This is a genomic window from Citrobacter sp. KTE30, assembly GCF_000398825.1.
GTDB classification, from domain to species: domain Bacteria; phylum Pseudomonadota; class Gammaproteobacteria; order Enterobacterales; family Enterobacteriaceae; genus Citrobacter; species Citrobacter freundii.
Genome location: NZ_KB976056.1, coordinates 462,637 through 474,581, shown reverse-complemented (window position 1 = coordinate 474,581; position 11,945 = coordinate 462,637). Strand labels below are relative to the sequence as shown.

Annotated in this window: 7 protein-coding genes, 3 tRNA genes and 3 rRNA genes; 2 read left to right on the top strand and 11 right to left on the bottom strand. The window is 51.4% G+C overall.

From position 1 onward, the window contains the following. Positions 1–49: 49 nt before the first annotated feature. The 4 genes from WC1_RS01160 to ilvL form a co-directional block, all read right to left on the bottom strand. Positions 50–979 carry a branched-chain amino acid transaminase gene (locus tag WC1_RS01160; RefSeq protein ID WP_003018014.1) on the bottom strand — a complete coding sequence of 310 codons (930 nt, stop codon included), beginning with the start codon at positions 977–979 and terminating at the stop codon, positions 50–52. 17 nt (positions 980–996) lie between these two features. Beyond that, the gene (gene ilvM, locus WC1_RS01165; protein WP_003018017.1) at positions 997–1,260 is read right to left on the bottom strand and encodes an acetolactate synthase 2 small subunit; all 264 of its coding nucleotides are present in this window, start codon (positions 1,258–1,260) and stop codon (positions 997–999) included. Next, positions 1,257–2,903: an acetolactate synthase 2 catalytic subunit gene (ilvG, locus tag WC1_RS01170; protein WP_003841174.1), complete on the bottom strand. Its 1,647-nt coding sequence runs from the start codon at positions 2,901–2,903 to the stop codon at positions 1,257–1,259. Before ilvG ends, ilvM begins: the two co-directional genes overlap by 4 nt. A 139-nt stretch (positions 2,904–3,042) precedes the next feature. Beyond that, positions 3,043–3,141: an ilv operon leader peptide gene (ilvL, locus tag WC1_RS24275; protein WP_001311244.1), complete on the bottom strand. Its 99-nt coding sequence runs from the start codon at positions 3,139–3,141 to the stop codon at positions 3,043–3,045. A 352-nt stretch (positions 3,142–3,493) separates the two neighbouring features. Between ilvL and WC1_RS01175 the strand changes: the two genes are divergently transcribed. After that, positions 3,494–5,014: a YifB family Mg chelatase-like AAA ATPase gene (locus WC1_RS01175; RefSeq protein ID WP_016151226.1), complete on the top strand. Its 1,521-nt coding sequence runs from the start codon at positions 3,494–3,496 to the stop codon at positions 5,012–5,014. A 24-nt stretch (positions 5,015–5,038) separates the two neighbouring features. Here the strand turns inward: WC1_RS01175 and maoP are convergent, their stop codons facing one another. Beyond that, positions 5,039–5,377 carry a macrodomain Ori organization protein MaoP gene (gene maoP / locus WC1_RS01180; RefSeq protein WP_003018025.1) on the bottom strand — a complete coding sequence of 113 codons (339 nt, stop codon included), beginning with the start codon at positions 5,375–5,377 and terminating at the stop codon, positions 5,039–5,041. A 106-nt stretch (positions 5,378–5,483) separates the two neighbouring features. Here maoP and hdfR point away from each other — a divergent pair, with 106 nt between their 5' ends. Next, positions 5,484–6,329, top strand: coding sequence for an HTH-type transcriptional regulator HdfR (gene hdfR / locus WC1_RS01185; RefSeq protein WP_086529734.1), 846 nt, complete (start codon positions 5,484–5,486; stop codon positions 6,327–6,329). 99 nt (positions 6,330–6,428) lie between these two features. Here hdfR and WC1_RS01190 read toward each other — a convergent pair. The 6 genes from WC1_RS01190 to WC1_RS01215 form a co-directional block, all read right to left on the bottom strand. Then, a tRNA-Trp gene (locus tag WC1_RS01190) sits at positions 6,429–6,504 on the bottom strand. A 52-nt stretch (positions 6,505–6,556) separates the two neighbouring features. Beyond that, a tRNA-Asp gene (locus WC1_RS01195) sits at positions 6,557–6,633 on the bottom strand. Between the two features lie 55 nt (positions 6,634–6,688). Next, positions 6,689–6,804 (bottom strand): 5S ribosomal RNA (gene rrf, locus WC1_RS01200). 95 nt (positions 6,805–6,899) lie between these two features. Further along, positions 6,900–9,806: ribosomal RNA gene (locus WC1_RS01205) — 23S ribosomal RNA — on the bottom strand. 221 nt (positions 9,807–10,027) lie between these two features. Further along, positions 10,028–10,103, bottom strand: a tRNA-Glu gene (locus WC1_RS01210). Between the two features lie 85 nt (positions 10,104–10,188). Next, positions 10,189–11,730 (bottom strand): 16S ribosomal RNA (locus tag WC1_RS01215). The 16S, 23S and 5S rRNA genes sit together here with 3 tRNA genes alongside, the layout of an rRNA operon. Positions 11,731–11,945 lie beyond the last annotated feature (215 nt).

Genomic DNA, 11,945 nt, shown 5'->3' with positions numbered 1-11,945 from the left:
TCCCGTCTGTCTAATAATTGGGACGGTGCGTGCCGTCCCAAATTTATGTTTATTGATTAACCTGATCCAACCAGCCGTATTTATCTTCCGTTTCACCAGTGAAGAGGCCAAAGAAGGCCTGCTGGATGCGTTTGGTGACCGGACCGCAGCGGCCTTCGCCCACCTGGATACCATCGACGCTGCGTACTGGGGTGATTTCGGCCGCGGTACCGGACATGAACACTTCGTCGGCCAGGTACAGCGATTCACGGGACAGCACCTGCTCACGCACTTCGATATCGAGATCTTTCGCCAGCTTAATGATCGCGTCACGGGTGATACCCGGCAGTGCAGAAGAGGTAAACGGCGGGGTAAACAGAATGCCGTCTTTTACTTCAAACAGGTTTTCACCCGCGCCTTCAGAGATGTAACCATTCACATCCAGGGCAATGCCTTCCTGATAGCCATGACGACGCGCTTCACTACCCACCAGCAGCGAAGACAGATAGTTACCGCCCGCTTTAGCCGCTGTAGGGATGGTGTTCGGCGCAACGCGGTTCCAGGAAGAAACCATCGCGTCGATCCCCTGTTCCAGCGCTTCAGCACCAAGGTAAGCGCCCCACGGGAACGCAGCGATGATCACGTCAGTGGTGTATCCCGCTGGCGGGTTAACGCCCATCCCCACGTCGCCAACAAACACCAGCGGACGGATATAGGCGCTGGTCAGATTGTTTTTACGAATCACCTCACGGCAAGCTTCCATCAACTCATCAACGCTCTGAGAAACCGGAAAACGATAGATCTTGGCTGAATCACGCAGACGCTGCATATGTTCGCGATGACGGAACACCACCGGCCCTTTGTGAGAATCGTAGCAACGGATGCCTTCAAATACAGAAGTACCGTAGTGCAGCGCGTGGGACATCACGTGAACCTTAGCGTCTTCCCAACGAATCATCTCGCCATTAGACCAAATGTAATCAGCTTTTTTCGTCGTCATTTTTCTTCCTTTTGCGCTCAGGCGCGGATTTGTTGTGATGTGGTTGTGCTCTGGCAGATAGCAACATGTGCAACGTCTACCAGTTTACTTAACTGACTAAACAGTAAGTCGACCGACCGGGGGCTGGCAACGGTCAATTCGATATTTATATTCTGCGCATCGCTAGCGGCTTCCATATTCATGGAGCACACCTGAAAACCGCGATGGCGTACCACGCGTAAAACACGTTCTAACGTTTCCGGATTGAACCGAGCCTCAACGGCGACCTGATGTTGCATCATGATAATTTCTCCAGCATTTCTGAGTTACTGGCACCTGGCGGTACCAGAGGCCAGACATTCTCAAGTTCGTCGATTGAGACATGAAGCAGGTATGGCCCCTCGCTGTTCAGCATGGTGTCGAGTGCCGCTTCAACCTGGTCTTTACGGGTGATGTGTTGACCTGGGATGCCGAAGGCACTGGCCAACATGAGGAAATCGGGGTTATCGGTAAGGGTGGTTTCGCTATAACGTTCCTGGAAAAACAGCTGCTGCCATTGTCGCACCATGCCTAACCGCTGGTTGTCGAGTAAAACTATCTTCAACGGCAACTGCTTGCGTTTTACGGTGCCGAGCTCCTGTACATTCATCATGAAGGAACCGTCACCGGAGATACAGATTACCGTATCGTTCGGGCGAGCAACCTGCGCGCCAACCGCTGCTGGCAAGCCAAAGCCCATCGTGCCCAGGCCGCTCGAGGTGATAAAATTTTCCGGGCGGGTGTAGGTCATATGCTGCGCCGACCACATCTGATGCTGGCCAACATCCGTTGTCACTACGCTGTCCGCGGGTTTGCGATCGGACAACTGCTTCAACAACAGTGGCGCGTAGATAGCCTCACCGGGATGATCATAGCGCCAGGTATGCTCTGTGCGCAGTTCAGCACTATGCTGACGCCATGCGTCAATCTTCAGCGATTGCTGCAATGCCGGCAGCAGAGAATTTAAATCACCCTGCAATGCTACGTGCGCCTGGCGCAGCTTGTTCATTTCCGCAGGGTCGATATCCATGTGGATCACGCTGGCGTTTGGTGCGAAGGTATTCAGCTTGCCGGTTACCCGGTCATCAAAACGCGCGCCCACTGCAATCAGTAAATCACATTCTTGCACCGCGAAATTTGCCGCTTTAGTGCCGTGCATTCCCAACATACCCAAATAGTATGGGTAGTCAGCCTCTACTGCGCCCAGCCCCTTCAACGTGCAGGCGACCGGCATTTGGGTTACCGCGATAAATTCACGCAGGGCCGGGACCGCCTGCGCCATACCAACGCCGCCACCTACGTACAGGATAGGTTTCTGCGCTTGTGCCAGCATTTTACGCGCCTGCTCAACGTCAGCGTGCGGGAAAACCTCTACGTTTTTGACTGTCGTAAAATACGGCTCCAGCGTACCGCTGGCCAATTGGATGTCTTTCGGGATATCAACCAGAACCGGCCCCGGACGACCGGAATTCGCCACAGCAAAAGCTTCAGCCATGATGCGCGGCAGCTCTTCCAGTGACTGCACCAGGAAACTGTGTTTGGTGCAGGACAGAGACATACCCAGAACGTCCACTTCCTGGAACGCATCCGTTCCGATGAAAGATGATGCCACCTGGCCGGTGATCGCCACCACAGGAACTGAATCTAACAGCGCATCGGCAAGGCCCGTGATCAGGTTGGTAGCACCAGGTCCGGAAGTGGCGATACACACGCCGGTTTTACCGGTCGCACGGGCATAGCCAATTGCTGCCATTGCCGCGCCCTGCTCGTGTCGGCACAACAGGTGTTCTACGCCGCCGTCATATAACGCATCGTAAACCGGCATAATTGCGCCACCAGGATAACCAAAGACGGTTTGAACCCCTTGTGCACGCAACGCATGTACCACCCACTGTGCCCCATTCATAGTTACATCCCCGCCGTAAATCTTGAGAAACAGAATTTTATGCTACCGTTCACTTTCTGCTCCTCGTGTATGTTTTTAAGGTCAAAAAAAACCCCCGGACCTTTCGGTGCGGGGGTCTTAGTTCGTTAAGGCTTGTTTTCTAAGCCTTTCCTCGTCCAAGTGCAGCCCCGCACGGTGGGATAATAATCACCACCACGCTAATCACGACCAGGCTAATCACTCGTAGAAGGGCTGTCATTTTTGTATTTTCTTGCATCTTGTTCGAAGGAATACCTAAAGAGTTACCATAGAATTTGCAAATGACACAAGATATTTTTTTATTCGTTTTTCTGACGACGTTAACGGTTTAGATAAATATCGTTGTTTTTTAAACAAAAAATCAAAGGTGAAAATATTTCACGTTTCAGGTAATTCTCGGCAACCCATTCCCTACTAAAAATGCCATGCAAAAGCGTTTGCGAGCGCTATTCCAGACTTAATGTAATCAGTGTTGAGCTACATAAAAACACGGGAATGAGCCTCTAAAAACCGTAATTATGTGAAATCTTGCAGCGATGTATTGCGACATAATGCTTTCATCAGGAGGGCTTATGTCACTATCGATTGTTCACACACGCGCTGCGCTGGGCGTGAATGCGCCAGCCATTACCATCGAGGTACATATCAGCAATGGTTTGCCTGGTTTAACCATGGTGGGATTACCCGAAACAACGGTGAAAGAGGCCCGCGATCGGGTTCGCAGTGCGGTAATTAATAGCGGTTATGAATTCCCGGCAAAGAAGATAACCATAAACCTCGCTCCAGCCGATCTCCCAAAAGAAGGGGGACGATATGATTTACCTATCGCAGTTGCGCTTCTGGCCGCTTCTGAGCAGCTTACTCCCCATAATCTCGATACATATGAGCTGGTAGGCGAATTAGCGCTTACAGGCGCGTTACGCGGCGTTCCCGGTGCGATATCAAGTGCAACCGAAGCCATTCGCGCAGGCAGGAGAATTATTGTCGCAAAAGAGAATGCAGCTGAAGTTGGACTAATACAGGGTGAAGGGTGCCTCATAGCCGATCATCTACAGGCAGTATGCGCATTCCTCGAAGGTAAGCATGATTTAGACAGACCATCATCAGCAGATTTTATCCCCTGCGCATTAGCAGATGATCTGAGCGATGTTATCGGCCAGGAACAGGGTAAACGCGGGCTGGAGCTTACCGCAGCTGGCGGTCATAACCTCATACTCATCGGCCCTCCGGGTACGGGTAAGACTATGCTGGCCAGTCGCCTGAGAGGATTGCTTCCGCCACTGAGTAACGATGAGGCACTGGAAAGCGCCGCGATTCTTAGTCTGGTCAATTCCGACACGCTACAGAAACAGTGGAAACAACGCCCTTTTCGCTCTCCGCATCACAGTGCTTCATTAACCGCCATGGTCGGTGGAGGCTCTATTCCTGCGCCAGGCGAGATCTCTCTGGCGCATAACGGCATACTATTTCTGGATGAACTACCCGAGTTTGAGCGGCGCACACTGGATGCACTGCGCGAACCCATTGAGTCCGGACAGATACATCTATCCCGCACCAGAGCAAAAATCACCTATCCCGCTCGCTTTCAACTCATAGCCGCCATGAATCCCAGCCCAACAGGCCATTATCAGGGGAACCATAACCGCTGTACCCCAGAGCAGACGCTACGCTACCTCAATCGATTATCAGGTCCATTTCTTGACCGCTTCGATCTCTCTCTCGAAATCCCTTTGCCACCGCCCGGGATACTCAGCCAGAACCAGGTAAAAGGGGAAGATAGCGCAACGGTGAAGCAACGTGTTATGGCAGCGCGAGATCGTCAGTATCGACGACAAAATAAGTTAAACGCGCATCTGGACAGTCAGGATATCAATAAATACTGTCCACTGCGCAGTGACGATGCACAGTGGCTTGAAGAAACGCTCGCGCATCTCGGATTATCCATCCGCGCCTGGTTACGCCTGATAAAGGTTGCTCGAACGATCGCGGATATAGAACAATCTGACCATATCTCTCGCCAGCACTTACAGGAGGCTGTTGGGTATCGGGCGATAGACAGATTACTCATTCATTTGCAGAAACTACTGGCATAAAAAAAGGGCTTTCGCCCTTTTTTATTAATCATCAGATTCGGTGTAGTCTTCCGCACCTTCCACCTGAGGTTTCCCACCAGACAGCGTGTGGAAGCGTTTTGGACGCTTAATGCGCGTCATGTATTTGGACCACACACGTTCAGCTTCGGTAACCGGTTCGCGCTCACCACGGCATACCGCAACAAACAGTTTTTCTTCTTCCGTTACCGGCTCACGCTTGCCCAGATCCAGCTCATTGAAAGCATAACCGTGACGCTCAAGCAGTTGTGCTTCTTTAATGGTGAAATCACCATGACGGGAGAATCCGCGGGGATAATATTTATTATCGAAATATCGATTAGTCGTCGTAAAGCTTTCCGCCATCCTGCACGCTCCTAATTCTTTGGCCGAGCTATTTATGGCGCGGAGTATTAGTTACGCTTGACAGAGCGTCAAACAAAAGATTTAAATCATAACGACAAATAATTTTATGGAGCGAGTTGTGGATACGGAATTGTTAAAAACTTTCCTGGAAGTTAGCCGGACACGCCACTTTGGCAGAGCTGCTGAAGCGCTCTATCTGACCCAATCAGCGGTTAGTTTCCGGATCAGACAACTGGAAAATCAATTGGGTGTAAACCTGTTCACCCGACACAGAAACAATATCCGTTTAACCGCTGCAGGTGAAAAATTACTGCCTTACGCTGAAACGCTGATGAATACGTGGCAAGCCGCACGTAAGGAGGTTGCGAATACCTCGCGTCATAACGAGTTTTCTATTGGTGCCAGCGCATCCCTCTGGGAATGTATGCTTAATGGCTGGTTGGGGCGTTTGTACCAATCCCAGGAGCCGCAATCCAGCCTGCAGTTTGAAGCGAGGATCGCTCAGCGACAGTCGTTAGTAAAACAGCTCCATGAACGACAGCTTGATCTACTGATTACTACCGAAACGCCCAAAATGGACGAATTTAGCAGCCAACTGTTGGGATATTTCACGCTGGCGCTCTATTGCAGTTCTCCTTCGCAAACCAAGGATGAACTGAATTATCTGCGTCTGGAATGGGGACCTGACTTTCAGCAACACGAAGCGGGATTGATTGCGGGAGATGAAGTGCCGGTACTCACCACCAGTTCGGCAGAATTGGCCAGGCAGCAACTTTCAGTCCTTAGAGGCTTTAGCTGGCTTCCGGTCAGTTGGGCTAAAGGTAAAAGCGATCTCCATACGGTTACTGACAGTACAACCCTTTCGCGCCCGTTATATGCAGTTTGGCTGCAAAACAGCGATAAACATGCACTGATTTGCGACTTGCTGAGCACGAATATTCTGGAAGATTAAAGAAAATACGGGCAAGGATGCCGGGAATAAAACAACTGGAAGGCACTGCGCAAATTGCAGATAAAAAAAATCCTTAGCAAGAATGCTAAGGATTGTTTCTGGCAGGGGCGGAGAGACTCGAACTCGCGACACCCGGTTTTGGAGACCGGTGCTCTACCAACTGAGCTACGCCCCTAAATTTTTTTATCATTAAGCCTGCTTAGTAGCAGGCTTAATTTTCTAATAAGTGGCGGAACGGACGGGACTCGAACCCGCGACCCCCTGCGTGACAGGCAGGTATTCTAACCAACTGAACTACCGCTCCACCGAATTTCTTTGTCACTACCCGGATTCTTCATCCCGGTTTACTGCAATTTGATGCCTGGCAGTTCCCTACTCTCGCATGGGGAGACCCCACACTACCATCGGCGCTACGGCGTTTCACTTCTGAGTTCGGCATGGGGTCAGGTGGGACCACCGCGCTACAGCCGCCAGGCAAATTCTGTTATTAACCCGCTTTTCGCCGGTTAATGTTATCTGTATCAAGCTGAATATGATGTCTGTCTTTCGCCAAAACATCTTCGGCGTTGTAAGGTTAAGCCTCACGGTTCATTAGTATCGGTTAGCTCAATGTATCGCTACACTTACACACCCGACCTATCAACGTCATCGTCTTTAACGTTCCTTCAGGAGACTTATAGTCTCAGGGAGAACTCATCTCGGGGCAAGTTTCGTGCTTAGATGCTTTCAGCACTTATCTCTTCCGCATTTAGCTACCGGGCAATGCCATTGGCATGACAACCCGAACACCAGTGATGCGTCCACTCCGGTCCTCTCGTACTAGGAGCAGCCCCCCTCAATTCTCCAGCGCCCACGGCAGATAGGGACCGAACTGTCTCACGACGTTCTAAACCCAGCTCGCGTACCACTTTAAATGGCGAACAGCCATACCCTTGGGACCTACTTCAGCCCCAGGATGTGATGAGCCGACATCGAGGTGCCAAACACCGCCGTCGATATGAACTCTTGGGCGGTATCAGCCTGTTATCCCCGGAGTACCTTTTATCCGTTGAGCGATGGCCCTTCCATTCAGAACCACCGGATCACTAAGACCTGCTTTCGCACCTGCTCGAGCCGTCACTCTCGCAGTCAAGCTAGCTTATGCCTTTGCACTAACCTCCTGATGTCCGACCAGGATTAGCTAACCTTCGTGCTCCTCCGTTACTCTTTAGGAGGAGACCGCCCCAGTCAAACTACCCACCAGACACTGTCCGCAACCCGGGTAACGGGTCCACGTTAGAACACCAGCCATTAAAGGGTGGTATTTCAAGGATGGCTCCATGCAGACTGGCGTCCACACTTCAAAGCCTCCCACCTATCCTACACATCAAGGACCAGTGTTCAGTGTCAAGCTATAGTAAAGGTTCACGGGGTCTTTCCGTCTTGCCGCGGGTACACTGCATCTTCACAGCGAGTTCAATTTCACTGAGTCTCGGGTGGAGACAGCCTGGCCATCATTACGCCATTCGTGCAGGTCGGAACTTACCCGACAAGGAATTTCGCTACCTTAGGACCGTTATAGTTACGGCCGCCGTTTACCGGGGCTTCGATCAAGAGCTTCTCCTTACGGATAACCCCATCAATTAACCTTCCGGCACCGGGCAGGCGTCACACCGTATACGTCCACTTTCGTGTTTGCACAGTGCTGTGTTTTTAATAAACAGTTGCAGCCAGCTGGTATCTTCGACTGATTTCAGCTCCATGAGTAAATCACTTCACCTACATATCAGCGTGCCTTCTCCCGAAGTTACGGCACCATTTTGCCTAGTTCCTTCACCCGAGTTCTCTCAAGCGCCTTGGTATTCTCTACCTGACCACCTGTGTCGGTTTGGGGTACGATTTCGTGTTACCTGATGCTTAGAGGCTTTTCCTGGAAGCAGGGCATTTGTTACTTCAGCACCGTAGTGCCTCGTCATCACACCTCAGCGTTAAAAAGGTACCGGATTTACCTGGAACCTCCGCCTACATGCTTAAACCGGGACAACCGTCGCCCGGCTAACATAGCCTTCTCCGTCCCCCCTTCGCAGTAACACCAAGTACAGGAATATTAACCTGTTTCCCATCGACTACGCCTTTCGGCCTCGCCTTAGGGGTCGACTCACCCTGCCCCGATTAACGTTGGACAGGAACCCTTGGTCTTCCGGCGTGCGGGTTTTTCACCCGCATTATCGTTACTTATGTCAGCATTCGCACTTCTGATACCTCCAGCATGCCTCACAGCACACCTTCAACGGCTTACAGAACGCTCCCCTACCCAACAACACATAGTGTCGCTGCCGCAGCTTCGGTGCATGGTTTAGCCCCGTTACATCTTCCGCGCAGGCCGACTCGACCAGTGAGCTATTACGCTTTCTTTAAATGATGGCTGCTTCTAAGCCAACATCCTGGCTGTCTGTGCCTTCCCACATCGTTTCCCACTTAACCATGACTTTGGGACCTTAGCTGGCGGTCTGGGTTGTTTCCCTCTTCACGACGGACGTTAGCACCCGCCGTGTGTCTCCCGTGATAACATTCTTCGGTATTCGCAGTTTGCATCGGGTTGGTAAGTCGGGATGACCCCCTAGCCGAAACAGTGCTCTACCCCCGAAGATGAGTTCACGAGGCGCTACCTAAATAGCTTTCGGGGAGAACCAGCTATCTCCCGGTTTGATTGGCCTTTCACCCCCAGCCACAAGTCATCCGCTAATTTTTCAACATTAGTCGGTTCGGTCCTCCAGTTAGTGTTACCCAACCTTCAACCTGCCCATGGCTAGATCACCGGGTTTCGGGTCTATACCCTGCAACTTAACGCCCAGTTAAGACTCGGTTTCCCTTCGGCTCCCCTATACGGTTAACCTTGCTACAGAATATAAGTCGCTGACCCATTATACAAAAGGTACGCAGTCACCCCATAAAGAGGCTCCCACTGCTTGTACGTACACGGTTTCAGGTTCTTTTTCACTCCCCTCGCCGGGGTTCTTTTCGCCTTTCCCTCACGGTACTGGTTCACTATCGGTCAGTCAGGAGTATTTAGCCTTGGAGGATGGTCCCCCCATATTCAGACAGGATACCACGTGTCCCGCCCTACTCTTCGAGTTCACAACCTGTGCATTTTGGTGTACGGGACTATCACCCTGTACCGTCGGACTTTCCAGACCGTTCCACTAACACACAAGCTGATTCAGACTCTGGGCTGCTCCCCGTTCGCTCGCCGCTACTGGGGGAATCTCGGTTGATTTCTTTTCCTCGGGGTACTTAGATGTTTCAGTTCCCCCGGTTCGCTTCATTACGCTATGTATTCACGTAATGATAGTGTGACGAATCACACTGGGTTTCCCCATTCGGAAATCGCCGGTTATAACGGTTCATATCACCTTACCGACGCTTATCGCAGATTAGCACGTCCTTCATCGCCTCTGACTGCCAGGGCATCCACCGTGTACGCTTAGTCGCTTAACCTCACAACCCGAAGATGTTTCTTTCGATTCATCATCGACTTGCAAAAATTTGAGAGACTCGAACACACCGCTTTTCATTTCTTATTACGGAGAAATGAAACAGTGTGTCGTTTCAATTTTCAGCTTGATCCAGATTTTTAAAGAGCAAATATCTCAAACGTCACCCGAAGGTAAGTTTTGAGATATTGGGGTCGGCGACTTTCACTCACACATACCAGCAAGTGGCGTCCCCTAGGGGATTCGAACCCCTGTTACCGCCGTGAAAGGGCGGTGTCCTGGGCCTCTAGACGAAGGGGACACTGAAGTCTCAATCGCAAGACGCCTTGCTATTTACTTTTCATCAGACAATCTGTGTGAGCACTACAAAGGCAGGTTCTTTAAGGTAAGGAGGTGATCCAACCGCAGGTTCCCCTACGGTTACCTTGTTACGACTTCACCCCAGTCATGAATCACAAAGTGGTAAGCGCCCTCCCGAAGGTTAAGCTACCTACTTCTTTTGCAACCCACTCCCATGGTGTGACGGGCGGTGTGTACAAGGCCCGGGAACGTATTCACCGTAGCATTCTGATCTACGATTACTAGCGATTCCGACTTCATGGAGTCGAGTTGCAGACTCCAATCCGGACTACGACATACTTTATGAGGTCCGCTTGCTCTCGCGAGGTCGCTTCTCTTTGTATATGCCATTGTAGCACGTGTGTAGCCCTACTCGTAAGGGCCATGATGACTTGACGTCATCCCCACCTTCCTCCAGTTTATCACTGGCAGTCTCCTTTGAGTTCCCGGCCGAACCGCTGGCAACAAAGGATAAGGGTTGCGCTCGTTGCGGGACTTAACCCAACATTTCACAACACGAGCTGACGACAGCCATGCAGCACCTGTCTCAGAGTTCCCGAAGGCACCAAAGCATCTCTGCTAAGTTCTCTGGATGTCAAGAGTAGGTAAGGTTCTTCGCGTTGCATCGAATTAAACCACATGCTCCACCGCTTGTGCGGGCCCCCGTCAATTCATTTGAGTTTTAACCTTGCGGCCGTACTCCCCAGGCGGTCGACTTAACGCGTTAGCTCCGGAAGCCACGCCTCAAGGGCACAACCTCCAAGTCGACATCGTTTACGGCGTGGACTACCAGGGTATCTAATCCTGTTTGCTCCCCACGCTTTCGCACCTGAGCGTCAGTCTTTGTCCAGGGGGCCGCCTTCGCCACCGGTATTCCTCCAGATCTCTACGCATTTCACCGCTACACCTGGAATTCTACCCCCCTCTACAAGACTCTAGCCTGCCAGTTTCGGATGCAGTTCCCAGGTTGAGCCCGGGGATTTCACATCCGACTTGACAGACCGCCTGCGTGCGCTTTACGCCCAGTAATTCCGATTAACGCTTGCACCCTCCGTATTACCGCGGCTGCTGGCACGGAGTTAGCCGGTGCTTCTTCTGCGAGTAACGTCAATCACTAAGGTTATTAACCTTAATGCCTTCCTCCTCGCTGAAAGTACTTTACAACCCGAAGGCCTTCTTCATACACGCGGCATGGCTGCATCAGGCTTGCGCCCATTGTGCAATATTCCCCACTGCTGCCTCCCGTAGGAGTCTGGACCGTGTCTCAGTTCCAGTGTGGCTGGTCATCCTCTCAGACCAGCTAGGGATCGTCGCCTAGGTGAGCCGTTACCCCACCTACTAGCTAATCCCATCTGGGCACATCCGATGGCAAGAGGCCCGAAGGTCCCCCTCTTTGGTCTTGCGACGTTATGCGGTATTAGCTACCGTTTCCAGTAGTTATCCCCCTCCATCGGGCAGTTTCCCAGACATTACTCACCCGTCCGCCACTCGTCACCCAAGGAGCAAGCTCCTCTGTGCTACCGTTCGACTTGCATGTGTTAGGCCTGCCGCCAGCGTTCAATCTGAGCCATGATCAAACTCTTCAATTTAAGTTTGATGCTCGTGAATTAAACTTCGTAATGAATTACGTATGTTCACTCAGAGACTTGGTATTCATTTTTCGTCTTGCGACGTTAAGAATCCGTATCTTCGAGTGCCCACACAGATTGTCTGATAAATTGTTAAAGAGCAGTGCCGCTTCGCTTTTTCTCAGCGGCGCGGGGTGTGCATATTACGCCATCCCGCTGCGAAGTCAAGCATTTAA